Here is an 18411-nt window from a genome sequence, read left to right on the forward strand (position 1 = left end):
ATGGCCTGAGGTGTTCAGGCCTTTTCGCCCACCCACTCCGTTTTGACTGCCTTGTTCGCATAGACTTCGTCGACCCATTCAGGGTGCTTGTACAAAATCCGTAAATCTTTGTAACGCCACACATCCTGCGCCAATTCCACCCAGCCGTGAGTTTGTAAATACCAAGGGTTGTAAGGCTTAGCTGGCATGTGCGTGACACCGTATTTGATTACGCCGGCATCGGCCTCGTCGCGGAAGGTCTTGAATATTTTATCCCAGAAGATAAAAATACCACCGAAGTTGCGATCGATCTGCTGGGGGTTACTGCCGTGGTGAACACGGTGGTGGGACGGGGTGTTCATGATTTTTTCGACAAAGCCCAATCGACCCACTTGCTCGGTGTGCAAAAAGAACTGATAGAGTAAGTTACCTTCAATCGCCAATAGCACCCAGTCCTTATCAAAGCCGACTAAGGCGGCGGGCAGCCACCACAATACCCAGGTGCCCGAGAGGGCAAAGGTAAAGTTTTGGCGCAGTGCGGTTGAAAAGTTCATGTGCTCTGAGGAGTGGTGGGTTATATGGCCGCTCCAAAACCAGCGCACTTTGTGCATCATGATGTGATTTACATAAAAGCAAAAATCGATAAACACAATGAGCGCCGCAATACTCAATACCGACGCCTCGGGCTGCCACTGCAAACCCCACTCGTAAACGCTTAGGTAAAAAGCCTGAATGAACAGTGCAATGGCTATGCCGTCGACCACCTTATAGGACAGGCCTGCGGTCAAGTTGGCCAGCGTCTCGCGGGGGTGGTAAACCCCGGTTTGGCCGGTTTTACGCACATAGAGGTATTCCGCGCCAATAATCGCGAGAAAGAGTGCGCCAAAGGCCGTGACAAAAAACAGGGCGTGGAGAACGTCTTGCATGAGAAAGCCTCGTTAATAAGCAAACAGCAGGGTACATGATCGCTGGAGTGTTAAGAATAGGCGGTCTTAACGGAAATAAATTGACTAAGCCAGGCACCTTTTTGACATTTCCTGCCATTGTGCCGATGATATGCGTTATTCAGGCCAATTACTGGGAGTACAACGCGTGGCGGCATTACAGCTAGCAGAATTGCAGGTCAGTGGCGATTTGGCCGGTTTGCTTCGCGATTTTATGCGTAGCGAAGGTGATATTCACTGCGAATTATATGCTCAGCTGCAAAGCTTTAGCCCCAGTAGTCGGATTAGCTTTGGCCAGTGGTGGGCTTTATTAGACCGCCTGCAACAGCGTTTTCCCCGTCGGCATATTGGTTTGGACTTAGGCCAGCGCGTACAGCCCGCCCATTTGGGCATGTTGGGGTATTTAACCCTCGCCAGCGATACGGTGGCCGAAGCGCTACTGGAGTTTCAGCGCTATCAAGGCCTGCTGCACGACGGCGACAAGGCCAGTATTGAATTGCAGGGTGAACGCATGATCTTGAGTTGGAGCGCAAATTACGGGCCGTCTACCCGCTTGTCGGACGAGGTGCTCGTTGGCGGATTGCTGCGCTTTTTGCGGTTAATGACTGGCCGGCCCGACCTGCGTCCCTTGGCGGTAAATTTTACCTTTGCGCAGCCTGACGATTGCCAAGCCTATATCGATGTTTTTGGCGCGCCGGTGGGTTTTGGGCAAAGCTGTACGGCATTGGAATTTCCCACGGCGTATTTAGATTTGCCGGTAAGCAATAGCGATCCCGGCTTGAAACTACTATTAGAACGTCAGGCGCAAGCGGCACTCGCCGTGCTGCCCGATAGCGAAGGCTTTATTCAAGGCCTGCGCAAAGCGCTGCTGAGGGCCATGCAAAGTGGTCGCGCTAATTCTGCGCAGGTCGCCGCGACTCTGAATATGTCAGAGCGTACCTTGTTTCGACGCCTTAGCGAGCAGGGTTTGAGCTTTAAGGTGATCTTGGCGCAAACCCGCACTCAGTTAGCACAGGAGTATTTGCGGGATAAGCGGCTTACCTTAAGTGAAATAGCACTATTGTTAGGCTATTCAGAACAAAGCGCGTTTAACCGCGCATTTAAGCGGGAAACTGGCTTGTCTCCGCGGCGTTATCAGCAGCAGACCGCGCCTTAAGGGGCGGTCGTGGCATTAAACTGCTCGCGCAGTGCTTCAATGCGTTTGCGATTAACCTCAAAGTCGTAGTAGCCAATGCGTGATGCGCTGCGCACATCGACGCGATTTTCTTTCGGGCTATAGCGCAATTCAATATCATCTTTGTAGCGCATAATTGCACTGTGGCTGACCGCGTGGACGTATTGGGCTTGTCGCTCAATGGCCTCGGTGCGGGGCATGGCTAAGAGTGTTGCTTGCAGCCGCTGCCATTCTTGAGCAGAATTCACTGAAATGGCGGCAATGTGTTTACTGCCGGTTTCCAAGCTGGATACGCAGTGGGGGGCGCTGGGGCAGGGAGCAAATTGCGTGCTGGCCTTGCTTTTCATCGGCGCATTGCTACAGGCACTTAGGGCGCTTACGGCGATGAGGATTAAAAAACGAAACATATGCGCTCTCCTGTGCGCTCTTTAAAAGAGCCTTACAAAAATGATTGAATACCCAGTTTCTACGTAAACACCGTCATTTTAGAGTTTGGGTATTCGCACGCTTTTTTGTCTAGCAGCGGTTAATCAGTTGTACGTCAACATTGCTGGTGGCGTCAGAAAACCACACCGAGCCTTCGTCGATTGTGCACTGTAATTTCATGGTGCGCTGAGCCATGGCGGTGAGCACGGCGGAGTCTTCTGGGTTCACTTCAATGACCCGAACATTGCCGTAACGACTAATTTTGGCGCCGTGTTCGTCCCACCACATTTGCGCCGTGCGGCCGCCGTAAATTAACAGTACAACTTGTTTGGCTATACCTCGGGCCTTGCGCATGCGTTTTTCGCTGGGGAGGCCGAGTTCGACCCACAGGTCTATTTCGCCGGTGAGCGACTTAAGCCATAAATCGGGTTCGTCGTCAGTGCTCAGGCCCTTGGTAAACTCGAGATGCTCATCGGCATAAAGCGCAAAGGCGAGGATTCGCAGCATCATGCGTTCATCGGTCTCTGAAGGGTGGCGTGCCACCGTAAACTGATGGGTTTGATAATAGTGCCGACGAATATCACTGACATCGAGGGTGGTTTTGAACAGCGTGGCATTTAAGGCCATGGTCTAACTCGCGGTATTTCAGGAGGCCTTATTCTACGCTTATTTGCGCTTAAAAGGCGGCCAAACCAATAATTACCAGGGCATAACGCACGCCTTTGCCGATGCCGACTAAGATGAAAAAGGCCGGGGCGGGCACCTTCATTATACCGCCGACAACGGTGAGGGCGTCGCCGCCAATGGGCATCCACGACATGAGTAAGGTCCATTTACCGTAGCGGGTAAACCAGTTTTGGGCGCGCTGGATGTCGGCTTTACGGGCCGGAAACCAACGCCGGTCAGCGTATTGCACAAGTTTTGCGCCCATCCACCAATTCACGCCAGCGCCCAAGGTGTTGCCGGTGGTAGCGGCCAGCCATAGCCATCCGGGGTGCAGGCCTTCGCGCAACTGGCTAACCAATAAAATTTCAGAATAAAAGGGCAGCAGGGTGGCGGCGCCAAAGGCAACCGCAAACAAGAGTAGATAAGAGGAAATCACAGGCGGGCACTCGCAACCAGATGCCGGAATAAATGTAATTGCCGTGCTTGAAAAGGCAGGTATTCTGGGTGCCATTGCACACCAATACGGCAGCGGTTTTCGGGGTCTTCAACGGCCTGTACGATAAAGTCTGAATCACGGCCTGCAATCTGCAAGCCCTCGCCAAGATCTTTAATGGCTTGATGGTGCAGGCTATTTATTTTGCATTGCTCTTTGCCAAGAATATCGAAAAGCTTGCTATAGGTTTCTATGTGCAGGGTTTTACGCGGTAGCAACATACGTTTATTTGAGGTTAGACGGCGCAGCTCCCCCAAATCGATATGCAGGGTGCCGCCGAGTACCACGTTCATTAATTGCGCGCCGCGACAGATGCCGAGTATCGGCAAATTTCGGCTCAGACTAAGCTCCAAGGCAATCATTTCGAAGCGATCGCGCTCGCGGTTGATCGGCGCAATTTCCGGCGCGTCTGGCATATAGAGGCGCTGATCAATGTCGTCGCCGCCACTGATAATAATACCGTCCAGATTTTCGGGGATGGCGCTGTGGCTTGGTGTGAGGCGATAGGCCTCAGCGCCGCAGCGCTGTAACGCCAAGCGAATAAACCACCAGGCCAGCGGCAGGCGCGTGTCGTCGCCGGTAACGCCAATTAATGGTCGATTCACAGCAGCTCCGGTATCAACCATTGGCTAACGCTGTGCGACCAATTGGTGAATAAATTGGCGGTGGGGTTATCTAAATAATTGCGATACGCCCGACACACTGTTTCGAGGCGGGCTTTGTCCATGGCCAAATTGTCCACTTGCAGCCAGTCGCGGTAGGGGTGAATTAAACCCCATTGCGGGTCGTCAATTAAGCTATTAGGTAAGCGATAGTGTAGGGTGGGCCGCGCTTTAACTCGGTCGTCATCCACTTTGGCGCGCAGTCGTGGTTCGTCGATATGGGCGAATAATGGCAGCATATCTAAGGCGCGGTTGCGGGTAGGATTAAACTCCAAGTAATCGTCAATCAGCTCTTCGATAGTGGGTTCATAGCTGGGCTTGAGAATCTTGCGTATATAGTCTCTGCCGAAGGGGTCGACATACGAGGTTAGGCGGCGACTGAAGTCGACATCGCAACGCATTTTTAGCCACTCGTACAGACATAAAAAGGCGCGCAAGTAATTGAGAATAGTGGCGGCTTCACAATCTGGCATCTCGGGGTTGAGCTGCAGACCAAAGGCGTTTTTGGCCGAGGCGTGGGTGCCTTGGGCATCGCTATTACGCAGCGTCAGAAAAAGGTCTTCTAGCTGCCATAAGTCCGTCATGTCGATGGGGGGGGCAACAACTTCAAAGGGCACCAACTGTTTGGCGATAGCGCCGACAATGGCTTCGGCCAATTCTTCAAGGTCGTTGCTGTCGGCAGATTCATGACGCTCGCGGCTGATGCGCTTGATGTATGAAAAATCTAACTCAACACCAAATTGGCCCAGCGACGTCTCCACAACATTTATTTCGTAGTCAGAGAGGGGCTCGGCGCGGCCACCGTATTGATTAATAATGCTGTCGACAATAGCGTCTATTTCCATGCCGGTAAATTCAATTTCTACCCCAAGGCGACGCACATCACCGGTATGGGTATGCAATTGTATCGGCAGTGGCCAAAGTTGCTTGCGATAGGCATCTAAGGGCTTAGTCATCGGTATTTCCTATAATATGGGCGACGGGAAGCAGGCGCTCTGTGTGCTGACAAACCACTTGGAACAGCGTGAGGAGTGGCACTGCGAGCAATACGCCGGGTGCCCCCCACAGCCATCCCCAGAAAAAAATCCACAGAAACACCACAATCGGATTGAGGCTGAAGCGGAAGCCGTGCACGAAGGGGTCGACAAACTGGCCTATGCCAGCGGTAAACAGCCCATAACTCACCGGCACCACGATCATGGCGGCGGCGGTCGGGTAGCTCACCGCGCTTACTATACTCAATAGAATCAAGGTCATACTGACCCCGAGGTAGGGAATATAACGCAACAGTGCCGCTACTGCGCCCCACAGCGCGGGGTCGGGAAAATCTAACACATATAATGCAAGTGCCGTTATAAAGCCGACTGACACATTGACGGCGGTAATGGTCATTAAATAGCGGGACATCTGAGTTTGGGCGCGCTCGGCTATACGGGTGACCACGGCTTTGTCGCGCTGGGCGGGTAGGCTATGAATAAAGCGCCGCATTAGCGCTTCCCCAGACGTTAGCAGGAAGAATAAGAGAATAATACTCAGCGTACCGTAAACCCCGAAATTCTTCGCGGTTTCGCCCAGCTCCGAGCGCCAGCCCGCATCGCTAATCACCACCTTCGTTAATCCGGGATTGCTGGAGGTGGTGCTGAGCTCTTTGGCGAGCGAGTCGATGCTGCGGGTGGCTGCGTCAACGTCGGGGCTGTCAGCATTGACGTTGCTGAGTTGCTCGCGAACTATTTCAACCGCCTCCGGTACGCGCTGTAGCCACTGGCTGGCGGGTTTGGCCAGGGCGTAAACACCAGCACCGGCTATGCCTAGGCAAACGGCCATCACCAGCAGCGCCGCGAGGCTGCGGGGTAGGCGCAAGGCCTGCAAGCGACTTACGACGGGGCTTAATAACAGCGAGAAAATGAGCGCCAAGGTAATTGGCAGCATGACGTCCCTCGCCACCTGTAGGGTGTAGAGGATGGCCAGAATAGCAATGATTTTAAGCGGCCAATTAGCCGATTTTTGAGGCATGGTTTCCACGGCAGGTTTATTTCCTAGCGTTGGTGAAGGCATTTATGGGCGGAATTAGCGTGGGTCGCGGGGACCGGCAAACCACCAAATGGCTAGGCCTAGCACGGGTAAAAATAGGATTAAGACTATCCATAATAACTTGGTGGCGGAGCTTTCCTTGCTTTGCACAATATTGAGAATGGCCCAAATATCGGCTATAAAAATAAGAAATCCGAATACACCCGTAATCTGAAGTTCCATGTTTTTCCCCGTTTAAAACGTAAAAACTTGCGTTGAGTGATGAATAAAAGCCGGTGGTGACATCGGCAGTTTAGAGTCATTTTGCCGCTAGGAGTTCACTGATTCCCAATCAACACTGCGGCGAGCAGGGCAAATTGCATTGGCAAAAGAGGGCATCACACTGTCGCTATAAGGTAGAGCAGTTTTGCTAAAAAGCGGCGTTCAGAAGAAAGGAGCTTAAATTTGCCATAGCGAGAGGCCGATTTTCCCCTCGCTATGTTATGAGGGTGTAGTCGCCGCTAAGCGACACAGATTATGTCTGCTGCCTGCCTATAGCCCGTGGTGCGCCGCTCGCCCAGTGTAGCGTACCCATTTCACTTAAGTCGTCGATGTGATCAGAGTGACAGTGAGTGAGAAACACCGCTTCACTCTGGTTTATTGGCTAGCCCATGCGCGCAATGTTTCTAAGGCCATCGGTGCCCGCATCAACAACAAACATACGCTCGCCAGCAATAACGAGTACGCAGGGGCCAGACGCATTGGGCGATGGCATCGGTCCGCGTGCGCCGCAAAGCGCAAGATGCAGGCCGTCGTCGAGTTCAGCGAGGGTATTGGCCGACATGCGCGCTGCCATGCCTTTTTCGAGAATCAGTTTGCTCAGGCCCGAGGGCATGCAGCCAGTAAGTGCGAAAAGAAATAGCAGGCTTATTAATTTATTGTATTTTTTCATTATCTATTCCGGCGTCAATTGGTGGTTATTCATATTAGAATGCTTGTAATGGCATTGTGAGTGTCAATACTTGCGGGTAACAAGTCATTTGTAAAGAAAGGAGTCAATGGCCGACTTATGTGCTGTGTTAAAAGTTGCTTTTCGACTGAATAATAATGATTGTCGCGCTATAAAGTGACAGTGGATGAAAGAGGTCGACCATGCCTGAAAATTTTAAAAATCAGGGCGGCATATCAAGCTCTGAACCGAGCCGACTATATCGCTGGCTGACCTCAACACTGTTTATGTCAAGGCTTGCGAGTTTGCGCTACCAAGCTAAACTGCGCGCTAAATTTGAGCGTCGTCGTCATAGCGCTGGCTCTCCACATATTGTGGAATATTTTCATCAAGTTGATGATGGCTACAGCCACCTCAGCGCGCAGCTATTGTCGGCAATCAGTAAGCGCTACGACGTGACGGTGGTCTGCCATTTGGTATCCGCGTCACAAGACGCAAATGCCCCTGAGCCCCAATTGCTGAGTGACCTTGCTCGGCAAGATGCGATTCACATTGGGCCACACTACGGTTTGCATTTTCCCCATGGCAGCACCCAGCCGCCTAAGGCCCTTGTGGATCAAGCGCAGGCGATACTGGCTAGGCAAACTGCGCAGGGATTTATTGATTGCCTCGTTGAGGTGAGCACACCGCTATGGAATCACGATCAGACGACGCTGGCCGCCCTTGCTGAGAGGCTAGGCGCTGCAAACCCTGAAGTCACCGCGGCGCGTATTCAGCAGGGTAATGCGCAACGCGCTGTGCTCGGTCATTATTCCGGCGCGATGTTTTACTATGGCAAGGAGTGGTATTGGGGTGTTGACCGTCTCTACCATTTAGAAGCCCGACTGGCGACGCTCGGCGTCGATAAGCAGCCAGATGCCGCGCTGTTAGCACCACGTAAAGCGGTAGAAATCGGCGAGCTAAAAGATAATGGCTCGCTGACCTTTGAAATTTACCCCTCTTTGCGCAGCCCTTATACCGCCATCATCTTTGATCGGGCACTAAAACTGGCCGCAGACAGTGGCGTTAAGCTTGTAGTGCGGCCGGTATTGCCAATGGTCATGCGCGGTGTTCCGGCAACGCGAGTCAAGGGGGCTTATATTATGACTGATTGCAGTCGTGAGGCGCGGGCGAGCGGCGTGCCATTCGGCCCTATTTACGACCCTATTGGTGACCCAGTGCGGCGCTGTTATGCAATCTACCCCTGGGCGTGTGAGCAGGGTAAGGGCAATGCTCTGCTCTCCAGCGTTTTGCGTTTGGCCTTTGCGGAAGGGGTGAATACGAATAAATTGAGTGGTTTGCAGGAGGTTGTTGAGCAGGCGGGATTGGACTGGCAGGTGGCTAAGGAGCAATTAGTGGATACGCGCTGGGAAGCGATGGTCGAACAAAATCGACTGGCTATGTACGACGCTGGTTTATGGGGCGTGCCGAGTTTTCGTTTGTTAAATAAAAACGGTGAGCAAGTGTTGGCGCTGTGGGGGCAGGATCGGCTTTGGCTATTTGGCCGCGAAATTCAGCGCTTGCTCGAGGCTGGCTGAGCTTCGCCGCGCTTGTCACGGCGCGGCGAATCCCTTGCTTGTTTAAAGCGTTAGACCACCGTCGACAACAATGCATTCGCCCGTGGTATAGCTGCTGGCGTTGGACGCCAAATACAGCACGGTGCCGGCCATTTCTTGAGGTTCGGCGTGGCGACGCATGGGAATTTTTTCCATGGCGGCTTTGTATATTTTATCGTGAGTAAAAAGTGCGCTGGCGAACTTGGTTTTTGTTAAACCAGGCAATATCGCGTTGCAGCGGATATTGTGTTTCGCGCATTCTTTAGCAAAGGTCTTGGTCATATTGACCACGGAGGCCTTGGTAATAGAGTAAATGCCCTGCATATCACCGGGCTGTAGCGCGTTGACCGAGGCGGTGTTAATAATGACGCCACCGCCGCTATCGCGCATGATTTTGCCGCCTTCGACGCTCATAAAGAAATAGCCGCGTATATTTACGTCCACCGTTTTATTGTAAGCCGCCAAGTCGGTATCGAGCACGTCGCCGAAATAAGGGTTGGCAGCCGCATTGTTCACTAAAATATCGAGTTTGCCATGTTGTGTGCGAATGGCTGCAAAAGCGTCGGCAATTTGCTGCATATCACCCACGTGACAGGCTAGGGCTTCAGCGCTGTGGCCAGCTGCAATAATACTATTGGCGACAGTGCGGCAGTCGTCAATTTTGCGGCTAGAGACAATAACATGGGCACCTTGCTCGGCCAAAAGTCGGGCAATGGCTTCGCCGATGCCACGGCTTGCGCCGGTAACCAGCGCCACGCTTCCAGTTAAATCAAACAGATTAGTGCTCATATTATATTATCCTTGTTTTGCGATGAGGGTTTACACCTGACGAGCAAATAGGGGTAGTCGAGGTGTTTAAGCGCTTTGGGTCAGTTTTAGTAGCAGGCCGTTAATTATCTCTATACAGGTTTTGACGCTTAGGCCCTGATGTTCTCTAAGCCGGTGCCACATCTCAAAAGAGGCAATAGCATCTATGGCTTCGCGCTGTGACGAGGCGATGGTCTTGAGTTCGGGCAGCCAGTTATCAAGATCTTTGCGCAGGCCTTTTTGCACCCGGGCGTAGTTTTTCTGCAATACTTCAAGGCGCCAGCGCTGTGCAGTCGTCGCTAAGATTATATTGTAATTTTGCTCGTAAACGTCGGCGTGACGCTCCACTGCGTGCAGAATGCGCTCCTCAAACGTGCCGCTGCGGTCGGCGTCGAGCATGGCCGCTTCGTATTGCCCGCGAATACTTTCATCAACCGCTTGAGCGAGGGCGCCCATGTCTTCAAAGTGGCGAAAAAAGGTACGAATGCCGATGTTGGCACGGTCGGCAATTTGTTGAGCCGTCGCGATCAGTAGGCCTTCTTCGATTAGTTCGAGAGCGGCATTAATGATGGCGCTGCGGCTGCGCTCGGTGCGTTGACGGCGGCCATCACTTTCTACAGTTGTTGCGTCTTTAGGCATAATTAATAGCTTAGCGAGTATGATTGTTGGAGCCGCGATAGGCGACGCTGTATTACAACGCTGGCTTTGAATATAGGGCATTGTAACTAGTGGCATTGTTACTGTCTATTTGACTAGGATACACCACTAGTTTGCCGCGTCGCTATTTTTGCAAGAGCTTAGTTGCATTGTCAGTAAATTTCTTCTGGGCGTCTTTGTCTTCTAATAAATTATCGAGACTAAACGGCACATCAATGCCCTTTTACATGCCGGGCTGCTCGCGCATGGCATTTAGCCAGCGCCCTGACAGATATCCCAGGCCATTTGTGAGTGCGCACCCAGCACCAATTGGTGATATCGGCAACCGAGTAATCTTTGGCAAGCCATTGGCTTTCGCCGAGGCGCTTGTCTAATACCTCGAATAAGCGGCGACTTTCATTTTGGTAGCGATCAATTGCAGCAGGTATTTTTGCAGGAAAATAGCGAAAAAACACATTGGCTTGGCCCATCATTGGTCCTACACCGCCCATTTGAAATATAAGCCATTGCATGACCATTGCACGGCCTTTAGCGTCTGTTGGCAGTAAGCGTCCCGCCTTTTCGGCGAGGTGAATCATAATTGCACCGGATTCAAAAATCGGAAAGTCGCCCAAGTCGCGGTCGATAATGGCGGGAATTCGCCCGTTAGGATTAATCGCTAAAAATTCCGGCTTTTTCTGTTCGCGCTCGGTGATGAAGGTCGTTTGAGATCCGTGGGCAAAGTTGTTAATCGCACTAAGTCGCAATTTATTGTTGAGGCGGTTGTTTATGATAGTGACGGTAACGAGGTGGGGCGTGGCAATGGCATATTTGTGCGCAGCAAAATGCGCTTAAACGATGCGATGGGCTATGGCGAGTAGTTGGCAAGGCTAGCTCTAGCGCCAAGGGGCGCTAGAGCACAGTGATCCGCGCTTAGTTGTGCGCGTGAAGCATCTCGTTGAGGGCGATAGCGGATTTATTGGTTAACACTTCAACCGCGCCATTTTTAGAGTTGCGACGGAACAGTAAGTCAGACTGGCCCGATAATTCGCGCGCCTTCGTCGTGCCAGCAACCGCGCCATCGGCGTCGATGATGGTGAGTACCGATCCGGCAGTGATGTACAGGCCAGCTTCAATGGTGCAGCGATCACCCAGCGGAATGCCAACGCCAGCATTGGCGCCGATGAGGCATTCTTTGCCTACCGAGATAATAATATTATTGCCGCCAGACAAGGTGCCCATGGTGGAGCAGCCGCCGCCGAGGTCGGAACCCGAGCCAACCATCACGCCTGCGGAAATCCGGCCTTCAATCATCCCCGGCCCTTCGGTGCCCGCGTTAAAGTTGACGAAGCCCTCGTGCATAATGGTGGTGCCTTCACCGAGGTAGGCGCCGAGGCGAACCCGCGCGGTGTGGGCAATGCGCACGCCACTTGGCACAACGTAGTTTGTCATCTTGGGGAATTTGTCTACCGACATCACTTCGAGCATTTCACCGCGAAGGCGTGCATCGAGCTGACGGCTCTTGAGCTCGCTGATATCAACCGCGCCCTTATTGGTCCACGCCACATTGGGCAGTGCGCCGAAGAGGCCGGTAAGGTTAATGCTGTGAGGCTTTACTAAGCGGTGTGACAGCAAATGCAGTTTTAAATAGCCTTCAGGTACTGAGCTCGGCGCGTCGTCGGTGGCGAGCAGGGTAACGACTAAGGGTTGGCTGCCGCTGGCCAACTGCACCGCGAGTTCCGCTTGGTCTTTGTTGCCTGCAGCCTTCAGGGCTTCAGCGATCTGCGCCATTTGGTCTTTTGTTACTGCGCTGGCGGTATTGCCTTCGACAGGCTCAATAACGCTGAGGATGGCATCGACCATTTTGGCGGCTGGGGCGAGTACGGGCCGGGCATAGAAGGTATCTAGCCACTCGCCTTTGCGATTTTGGGTGCCGAGGCCGAGGCCGAGTGCGAAGTGTGCTTGAGTCATTGTAAGGTCTCTTAAATGGCTTAAAGGGTGTGATGAGTGAACAGTGACTGATAATGCTCGGCCTTAAAGCCGAGGTGTAGCTCGCTGCCGGTGTCGAGCAGGGGGCGTTTCATTAGCGTCGGGTGTTCCAAAAGTAGGGTATTAGCTGTGTCTGGGTTTAACCCATCGCGTTGCGCGGGGCTGAGTTGTTTCCATGTGGTGCTGCGTTTATTGACTAGCGCGTCTACGCCCAATGCTTGCAGCCAGGTTTTTAGCTGTGCTGCTGTTAACGGGGTGTCGCGAACATCTTGAAAGCTAAAGTCGACGTTGTGGGTCTCTAGCCAGCGGCGCGCGGCGCGCACAGTATCGCAATTTTTAATGCCGTAGAGTGTGGTGCTCATGGTTCTGCTCTTGTTGCATGTGGGCTGAAAAATTCAGCCGCTAAGGATAACAAATTCTGGCCGGTGGTTCACGGCGCCATGTCGTCTACTAAGGTTTGTACACTGTTGGCGGCTTTTTGCGCTTGGGGTACAAGGTGGTGCATATCTCGCACACCGTGCCGTCGCAGCCTCTGGCGCTGCAGTATTCGCGGCCATAAAAAATAATTTGCAGGTGTAGCGAGTTCCACTTTTCCTTGGGGAAGAGGGATTTGAGGTCTTTCTCCGTTTGCACCACGTTTTTGCCGTTTGTCAGGCCCCAGCGCTGGGCCAAGCGGTGAATATGAGTGTCGACGGCGAAGGCGGGCACGCCAAAGGCTTGGGACATTACCACGCTGGCGGTTTTGTGACCGACGCCGGGCAGGGTTTCCAGTGCGGCCATATCTTGGGGAACAACGCCGTTAAACTTCTCGATCAGAATTTCTGACAGGCGTTTTATGGCGCTAGATTTTTGTGGTGATAAGCCGCAGGGGCGAATAATTTGGCGGATAACTTCCACATTCTGCGCGGCCATATCAAAGGGGTTGTCGGCCAATTCAAATAGCGCGGGGGTAATTTGGTTTACCCGCGCATCGGTACACTGGGCTGACAACAAAACCGCAACCAAGAGGGTGTAGGGGTCTTTGTGGTCTAGTGGAATAAGCTGTTCTGGATACAGTTCTTGCAGGCGTTTTTCAATAAATGCGGCCCGTTCTTTCTTTAACATGCGCCACGCTCTTTTAAGCTGTGTACATAGGCTTTTACGCGGTGGGCGGCCTCTGCGCATTGGGCGGCCTCAGCCACCAGCGCCATACGCACGTAGTTAGCACCGGGATTGTAGCCGTCGACGTCGCGAGATAAATAGCTGCCGGGCAATACCGTGACATGCTGTTGTTCGAATAGGCCCTTGGCGAAATCGGTGTCGCTGATCGGGGTTTTGGCCCACAAATAGAATGAGGCATCGGGCTGACGAACATCTAAGCAGCCGTCCAGAATAGCCAGTACCTCGGCAAATTTCTGACGATAGAGGTCGCGGTTGGCTTTAACGTGAGCTTCGTCGTTCCACGCGGCAACACTGGCCAATTGGTGCTGAACTGGCATCGCGCAGCCGTGGTAGGTGCGGTAGAGCAAGAAGTCTTTGAGAATATTGGCGTCGCCCGCCACAAAACCAGAGCGTAAACCCGGCAGGTTAGAGCGCTTTGACAGGCTGTGAAAGACCACGCAGCGCTGGTAGTCATTGCGATCAAGTTCGGCGCAGGCTTGCAGTAGGCCGGGAGGCGGACTAGCTTCGTCAAAATACAGTTCTGAATAGCATTCATCGCTGGCAATCACAAAGTCGTATTGATCGGCCAGCGCGATAAGCGCTTTTAATTGCGCGCTGCTCATTACGGCACCGCTGGGATTGCCCGGCGTGCAGATAAAAAGCAGTTGGCAGCGCTGCCACACGTCGGGGCTGACTGCGGCAAAGTCTGGGATAAAATTGTTATCTGCGCGACAGGCTAGGAATTCGGGTTGGGCGCCGGCCAGCAATGCCGCGCCTTCATAAATTTGATAGAAGGGGTTGGGGCTGCACACGAGTGCATTGGGAGTGGCCGCAACCACGGTTTGGGCAAAGGAAAATAGCGCTTCGCGGGTGCCATTAACTGGCAGTATTTCAGTCTCTGGGTCGAGCTTGTTTAAGCTAAAGCGTTGAGTTGCCCAATGGGCAATGGCTTGCCTTAGCTCGGGAATGCCTTTGGTGGTGGGGTAGTTGCTGAGCTTGTCGATATTGTCCTTAATGGCATTGGCGACAAAATCTGGCGAGGCGTGCTTGGGCTCGCCAATAGACAGTGCAATATGGGCCAGTGCAGGAGTGCGTATGTCGGCAAATAAGGCGCGTAGTTTTTCAAAGGGGTAGGCTTGCAGAGCCGTTAAATTGGGGTTCATAGGGGCTTGCTACTCGCTTTTTCGTCCAGTTCCCGGCAAATGGCCTGCTGAATTTCTTCGCAGAGCTTGGGGTCATCAATGGGGCGCTGGTTTTCGTCGGTAATAAAAAATACGTCTTCAACGCGTTCGCCGAGGGTGGCGATTTTGGCGTTTTGCAGGCGAATACTGTACTGATTGAATATTCGCGCCAAACGCGCCAGTAACCCCGGTCTATCGGGGGTGATGACTTCGAGCACTGTGTGACCTTTGTTGAGATCGGTGGCCATACTGGTGCGTGTGGGTATTGAGAACAAACGCATTTGCCGGGGTGTACGGCGCTCAGTGGTGGCGGGGAACCGCTCGGGGTATTCTAAGTGTTCCTGCATGAACTCAATAATGTGAGCGATCCGGCTGGGATTGTCGCCAATGGATTCGCCATCGGCGCCGAGTACATAAAAGGTATCGAGAGTGTAGCCGGTGCCACTATTGTAAATACGTGCATCTTGAATGCTGAGGTCGAGTTGCTCTAGCGCCTCTGCGAGCAGGGCAAAGAGGCCAAGCCTGGCCTGGGTGTGCACAAAGATTTGGGTGGCACCCTCGTGGTCGAGCAAGCCGCCTTCTTTGACTAGTACTACGCTCGCACTGGGTTTGGTGCGCTGAGCAATGGCACGGGTGTGCCAAACGATATCGTCGATCTGCTCGCGAATAAAATAGTCTTCGCCGGTGTCGGCCCACAGGGTCCGGATTTCTGTTTCGGTGAAGCCGTAGTCTTCGAGCTTTTCGATGGCGCCCGCTTGGGTTTCGTCAATCCACTCTTGTTTGTCGATGGGAGTTTCTAAGCCACGGCGCAGTGCACGCCGGGTTTCGGCGTAGAGCTGACGCATTAGCGAGGCGCGCCAGGACGTCCACAGGGTGGGATTGGTGGCGTTTATATCGGCTACGGTAAGGCAGAACAGATAATCCAAGTGCTGAATGTCGCCCATGGTGAGGGCGAAATCGCGAATGACTTCGGGGTCTTGAATATCTTTGCGCTGGGAGACCGAGGACATCTCGAGGTGTTTTTCGACTAACCACGCGACTAAATTACCGTCGCGTTTGTTAAGGCCAATAGATTCACAAAACGCTCTGGCATCTACCGCGCCGAGGCTGGAGTGGTCGCCGCCACGGCCTTTGGCGATGTCGTGAAACAAGCCCGCGAGATACAGTAGCTCGTGCTTTGGTAGGCGCTGCATTATTCGGCAGGCCATGGGGTACTGCGCGACCATGCTGGGGTAGCGGAAGCGGCTAATATTTTTGATTAGCTCTAGGGTGTGGGCGTCGACAGAGTATATGTGAAAGAGGTCGTGTTGCATCTGGCCGACGATGTGGGCAAAGGCCGGAATAAACTTGCCGAGAATGCGGAAGCGTTTCATGCGCCGTAAATTCAGGGCGACCCGATTGGGGGAGCGCAGTAATTCCAGAAAATAGCGTTTGTTCTTCGGATCTGCGCGGAAACGGTCGTCTATTAAGTGGCGGGACTTACGAATGAGCCGAATGGTGCTGGCCCTCACGCCGTCAATACCTTCGTGATTTGCCATCAGCACAAAGATTTCCATGAGTGCCGAGGGCGTTTTGTCAAAGACTTTGTCGTTAGCGACTTCTATATGACCGTTGCGAATGCGGAAACGCGGGTTTATCTCGAGTACGGTTTCGGCCTCGCAGGCGCGCAGTATGGTCTCATCAAAGTGCTGCATGAGAACGTCGTTAAGCTCACCAAGATGCATGGCCCAGCGATAGTACTGCTGCATAAACTGTTCAACGGCGAGCTTGCCATTGCCGTCGGTAAACCCAAAGGATTCCGCCAGTGTACGCTGGTGGTCAAATAAGAGACGGTCTTCTTCGCGACCACCAAGGAGGTGCAGTGCAAAGCGAACGCGCCATAAGTAATCTTGTCCTTCTTTTAGTGTGTCTAATTCGTCTTGGCTGAGGAATTGGCGCTCTAATAATTCGTCAATGGACTGGGCGCCAAAGTGCCGCTTTACTACCCAGCCAATCATCTGGATGTCGCGCAGGCCGCCGGGAGAGCTTTTGACATTGGGTTCCAGATTGTATTCTGAATTTGCGAATTTGCGATGGCGATGGATTTGTTCATCCCACTTGGCGCGGAAGAATTCGCTGCTCGGCCAAATTTGATCGGGTCCAACCAGCGCCATTAACTCAGTGTGCAGGGCGTCGTTACCGGCCAGCGGGCGCGACTCCATTAAATTGGTGACAACGGTAATGTCTTCGGCGGCGGTCTTGCAGCACTGGCTAATGGTTCTGACGCTGTGGCCGATCTCAAGATTAATATCCCACAGGAGGGTGATTAAGCTTTCAATATTGTCGCGGTAGTCAGCGGCGTCATCCGTGGTCAGAATCAGTAAATCGATATCGGAGTAGGGGTGTAGTTCACCCCGACCATAGCCGCCAACCGCGATTAGACTGATGTCATTCTGCCATTGATAGCTGGCCCAAATGTTTTGCAGTAGGGCGTCGATGCGGGCAGAGCGCAGCGCCACGAGTTCGCGAATGCTCTCCTTGACTTCAAAGCGTTCTTTGAGGTCTTTGGCTAATTCTTTTAGGTAGGTTTTATAGACCTTAATGGGTTTGTTGGTGCTGGGGTCTTTCTGGCTTAGGAGCTGGGCTTCCGGTAGAACCAAATTGCTCATTTGGACTCCTGGTAAAAAGGTTCGTCGGGCCGGGCAGTTAATACTTCTACACCATCGCTGGTCACCGCCATGGTGTGTTCCCATTGGGCTGAAAGACGGCGGTCTTTGGTGGTCACTGTCCAGCCGTCTTTCATATTGAGCTTGGTGTGTTTTTTGCCCGCATTGATCATCGGTTCGATGGTGAAGGTCATGCCTTCCTTTAATACCAGATCATTGCGACGGTTATAGCCCTCGCCATAATGCAAAACCTGCGGGTCTTCGTGAAAGACCAAGCCAATGCCGTGACCGCAGTACTCTTCGACCACGCTGTAGTGTTTGCCGCGGGCGTGCTTGGCAATAACAGTGCCGATATCACTCAGCTTGCAGCCGGGGCGAACGATTTCAATGGCTTGGTATAAGCATTCTTGCGCTACAACGCACAGGCGTTTGGCGTGCTCGGGCACATTGCCAACATAAAACATGCGATTGGTGTCGCCGTGCCAACCGTCTTTAATAACGGTGACGTCGATATTCAGGATGTCGCCATCCTTTATTACCTTGTTGTCTGACGGTATGCCGTGACAGATGACCTCGTTCAGCGAGGTACAAACTGACTTGGGAAAACCGTTGTAATTTAGTGGTGCGGGAATGGCGCCCTGAATATTGACAATATAGTCGTGACAGATTTGGTCAAGCTCGCCGGTACTGATGCCTGGCTTTACGTAGGGGGTAATCATTTCAAGGACATCTGCAGCAAGGCGGCCAGCAATGCGCATGGCAGCAATTTGTTCGGGGGTTTTAATGCTTACATTCATAAATAGAGTACCGATATACGCAAGTGTCAGGCGATCAAAGCACGGTATTGTAAACCATCGCTTATAGTGTGGCGAAGGTGGCGGGGAATTTTAGCGTCAAAGGCGGTTTTGGCTTTATGTGGTGAGGGCTCTGTGGTATAAATACGCGCCCCAATTATGGTGTCTGCTGTAATTGGTTAAATGACGCGCAGAAACCGACACGTAATCCCGGGTGCTCCAGTAAAGCTGGGGTTGGCTTACGGGGTCTCTGCAAGTTTGTAACCCGATGTTAATTAAGGAAAAATCATGTCACATATAAGCATGCGTGAAATGCTGCAA

General features: G+C 52.7%; 20 protein-coding genes. 2 read left to right on the forward strand and 18 right to left on the reverse strand.

Annotated features, from left to right (window positions below):
* Positions 1-14 precede the first annotated feature (14 nt).
* The gene (locus tag ABYP33_RS03360) at positions 15-905 is read right to left on the reverse strand and encodes a sterol desaturase family protein (protein WP_373088399.1); all 891 of its coding nucleotides are present in this window, start codon (positions 903-905) and stop codon (positions 15-17) included.
* Positions 906-1071: 166 nt separating this feature from the next.
* Here ABYP33_RS03360 and ABYP33_RS03365 point away from each other — a divergent pair, with 166 nt between their 5' ends.
* The gene (locus tag ABYP33_RS03365) at positions 1072-2079 is read left to right on the forward strand and encodes an AraC family transcriptional regulator (RefSeq protein WP_373088402.1); all 1008 of its coding nucleotides are present in this window, start codon (positions 1072-1074) and stop codon (positions 2077-2079) included.
* Here ABYP33_RS03365 and ABYP33_RS03370 read toward each other — a convergent pair.
* From ABYP33_RS03370 to ABYP33_RS03405, 8 genes are all read right to left on the reverse strand, one after another.
* Complete coding sequence (locus ABYP33_RS03370; RefSeq protein ID WP_373088405.1) at positions 2076-2504, reverse strand: DUF1499 domain-containing protein; 429 nt, start codon at positions 2502-2504, stop codon at positions 2076-2078. The genes ABYP33_RS03365 and ABYP33_RS03370 overlap by 4 nt on opposite strands.
* A gap of 109 nt (positions 2505-2613) precedes the next feature.
* Complete coding sequence (locus tag ABYP33_RS03375; RefSeq protein ID WP_373088407.1) at positions 2614-3150, reverse strand: YaeQ family protein; 537 nt, start codon at positions 3148-3150, stop codon at positions 2614-2616.
* Between the two features lie 49 nt (positions 3151-3199).
* A complete protein-coding gene (locus ABYP33_RS03380; RefSeq protein ID WP_373088410.1) occupies positions 3200-3625 on the reverse strand; it encodes a YqaA family protein in 426 nt (141 codons plus the stop codon).
* Positions 3622-4287 (reverse strand): gamma-glutamyl-gamma-aminobutyrate hydrolase family protein, encoded by a 666-nt coding sequence (locus ABYP33_RS03385; protein WP_373088412.1) that lies wholly within the window; start codon positions 4285-4287, stop codon positions 3622-3624. Before ABYP33_RS03385 ends, ABYP33_RS03380 begins: the two co-directional genes overlap by 4 nt.
* Entirely contained in the window at positions 4284-5300 is a 1017-nt protein-coding gene (locus ABYP33_RS03390) for an amidoligase family protein (protein ID WP_373088414.1), read from the reverse strand. Before ABYP33_RS03390 ends, ABYP33_RS03385 begins: the two co-directional genes overlap by 4 nt.
* Positions 5293-6357, reverse strand: coding sequence for an AI-2E family transporter (locus ABYP33_RS03395; protein ID WP_373088456.1), 1065 nt, complete (start codon positions 6355-6357; stop codon positions 5293-5295). The genes ABYP33_RS03390 and ABYP33_RS03395 overlap by 8 nt, the downstream gene beginning before the upstream one ends.
* 54 nt (positions 6358-6411) lie before the next feature.
* Entirely contained in the window at positions 6412-6597 is a 186-nt protein-coding gene (locus tag ABYP33_RS03400) for a PLD nuclease N-terminal domain-containing protein (protein WP_373088416.1), read from the reverse strand.
* 421 nt (positions 6598-7018) lie between these two features.
* A complete protein-coding gene (locus ABYP33_RS03405; RefSeq protein WP_373088418.1) occupies positions 7019-7306 on the reverse strand; it encodes a hypothetical protein in 288 nt (95 codons plus the stop codon).
* A 200-nt stretch (positions 7307-7506) separates the two neighbouring features.
* Here ABYP33_RS03405 and ABYP33_RS03410 point away from each other — a divergent pair, with 200 nt between their 5' ends.
* A complete protein-coding gene (locus ABYP33_RS03410) occupies positions 7507-8880 on the forward strand; it encodes a DsbA family protein (RefSeq protein ID WP_373088421.1) in 1374 nt (457 codons plus the stop codon).
* 42 nt (positions 8881-8922) lie between these two features.
* Here ABYP33_RS03410 and ABYP33_RS03415 read toward each other — a convergent pair whose 3' ends face one another.
* From ABYP33_RS03415 to map, 9 genes are all read right to left on the reverse strand, one after another.
* On the reverse strand, positions 8923-9687 hold the full coding sequence (locus ABYP33_RS03415) for an SDR family oxidoreductase (protein WP_373088424.1): 765 nt from the start codon (positions 9685-9687) through the stop codon (positions 8923-8925).
* Positions 9688-9753: 66 nt separating this feature from the next.
* The gene (locus ABYP33_RS03420) at positions 9754-10440 is read right to left on the reverse strand and encodes a TetR/AcrR family transcriptional regulator (RefSeq protein WP_373088426.1); all 687 of its coding nucleotides are present in this window, start codon (positions 10438-10440) and stop codon (positions 9754-9756) included.
* A 134-nt stretch (positions 10441-10574) separates the two neighbouring features.
* Positions 10575-11108 (reverse strand): glutathione S-transferase family protein, encoded by a 534-nt coding sequence (locus ABYP33_RS03425; RefSeq protein WP_373088429.1) that lies wholly within the window; start codon positions 11106-11108, stop codon positions 10575-10577.
* A gap of 166 nt (positions 11109-11274) precedes the next feature.
* Positions 11275-12312: a 2,3,4,5-tetrahydropyridine-2,6-dicarboxylate N-succinyltransferase gene (dapD, locus tag ABYP33_RS03430; RefSeq protein WP_373088432.1), complete on the reverse strand. Its 1038-nt coding sequence runs from the start codon at positions 12310-12312 to the stop codon at positions 11275-11277.
* Between the two features lie 20 nt (positions 12313-12332).
* A complete protein-coding gene (locus ABYP33_RS03435; RefSeq protein ID WP_373088435.1) occupies positions 12333-12692 on the reverse strand; it encodes an ArsC family reductase in 360 nt (119 codons plus the stop codon).
* 88 nt (positions 12693-12780) lie between these two features.
* Positions 12781-13434: an endonuclease III gene (gene nth, locus ABYP33_RS03440; RefSeq protein ID WP_373088438.1), complete on the reverse strand. Its 654-nt coding sequence runs from the start codon at positions 13432-13434 to the stop codon at positions 12781-12783.
* The gene (gene dapC / locus ABYP33_RS03445) at positions 13428-14633 is read right to left on the reverse strand and encodes a succinyldiaminopimelate transaminase (protein ID WP_373088441.1); all 1206 of its coding nucleotides are present in this window, start codon (positions 14631-14633) and stop codon (positions 13428-13430) included. The genes nth and dapC overlap by 7 nt, the downstream gene beginning before the upstream one ends.
* Positions 14630-17299 carry a [protein-PII] uridylyltransferase gene (locus ABYP33_RS03450; protein WP_373088444.1) on the reverse strand — a complete coding sequence of 890 codons (2670 nt, stop codon included), beginning with the start codon at positions 17297-17299 and terminating at the stop codon, positions 14630-14632. Before ABYP33_RS03450 ends, dapC begins: the two co-directional genes overlap by 4 nt.
* Entirely contained in the window at positions 17296-18093 is a 798-nt protein-coding gene (map, locus tag ABYP33_RS03455; RefSeq protein ID WP_373088447.1) for a type I methionyl aminopeptidase, read from the reverse strand. The genes ABYP33_RS03450 and map overlap by 4 nt, the downstream gene beginning before the upstream one ends.
* Between the last annotated feature and the right edge of the window lie 318 nt (positions 18094-18411).

Source organism: Zhongshania sp., from assembly GCF_041584495.1.
Classification (GTDB): Bacteria; Pseudomonadota; Gammaproteobacteria; order Pseudomonadales; family Spongiibacteraceae; genus Spongiibacter.

Excerpts from the sequence above, each read along its gene's own strand:
- ABYP33_RS03360 (WP_373088399.1), bottom strand. The coding sequence starts at position 905 with ATGCAAGACGTTCTCCACGCCCTGTTTTTTGTCACGGCCTTTGGCGCA.
- ABYP33_RS03370 (WP_373088405.1), bottom strand. The coding sequence starts at position 2,504 with ATGTTTCGTTTTTTAATCCTCATCGCCGTAAGCGCCCTAAGTGCCTGT.
- ABYP33_RS03375 (WP_373088407.1), bottom strand. The coding sequence starts at position 3,150 with ATGGCCTTAAATGCCACGCTGTTCAAAACCACCCTCGATGTCAGTGAT.
- ABYP33_RS03390 (WP_373088414.1), bottom strand. The coding sequence starts at position 5,300 with ATGACTAAGCCCTTAGATGCCTATCGCAAGCAACTTTGGCCACTGCCG.
- ABYP33_RS03395 (WP_373088456.1), bottom strand. The coding sequence starts at position 6,357 with ATGCCTCAAAAATCGGCTAATTGGCCGCTTAAAATCATTGCTATTCTG.
- ABYP33_RS03400 (WP_373088416.1), bottom strand. The coding sequence starts at position 6,597 with ATGGAACTTCAGATTACGGGTGTATTCGGATTTCTTATTTTTATAGCC.
- ABYP33_RS03405 (WP_373088418.1), bottom strand. The coding sequence starts at position 7,306 with ATGAAAAAATACAATAAATTAATAAGCCTGCTATTTCTTTTCGCACTT.
- ABYP33_RS03410 (WP_373088421.1), top strand. The coding sequence starts at position 7,507 with ATGCCTGAAAATTTTAAAAATCAGGGCGGCATATCAAGCTCTGAACCG.
- ABYP33_RS03415 (WP_373088424.1), bottom strand. The coding sequence starts at position 9,687 with ATGAGCACTAATCTGTTTGATTTAACTGGAAGCGTGGCGCTGGTTACC.
- ABYP33_RS03420 (WP_373088426.1), bottom strand. The coding sequence starts at position 10,440 with ATGCCACTAGTTACAATGCCCTATATTCAAAGCCAGCGTTGTAATACA.
- dapD (WP_373088432.1), bottom strand. The coding sequence starts at position 12,312 with ATGACTCAAGCACACTTCGCACTCGGCCTCGGCCTCGGCACCCAAAAT.
- ABYP33_RS03435 (WP_373088435.1), bottom strand. The coding sequence starts at position 12,692 with ATGAGCACCACACTCTACGGCATTAAAAATTGCGATACTGTGCGCGCC.
- nth (WP_373088438.1), bottom strand. The coding sequence starts at position 13,434 with ATGTTAAAGAAAGAACGGGCCGCATTTATTGAAAAACGCCTGCAAGAA.
- dapC (WP_373088441.1), bottom strand. The coding sequence starts at position 14,633 with ATGAACCCCAATTTAACGGCTCTGCAAGCCTACCCCTTTGAAAAACTA.
- ABYP33_RS03450 (WP_373088444.1), bottom strand. The coding sequence starts at position 17,299 with ATGAGCAATTTGGTTCTACCGGAAGCCCAGCTCCTAAGCCAGAAAGAC.
- map (WP_373088447.1), bottom strand. The coding sequence starts at position 18,093 with ATGAATGTAAGCATTAAAACCCCCGAACAAATTGCTGCCATGCGCATT.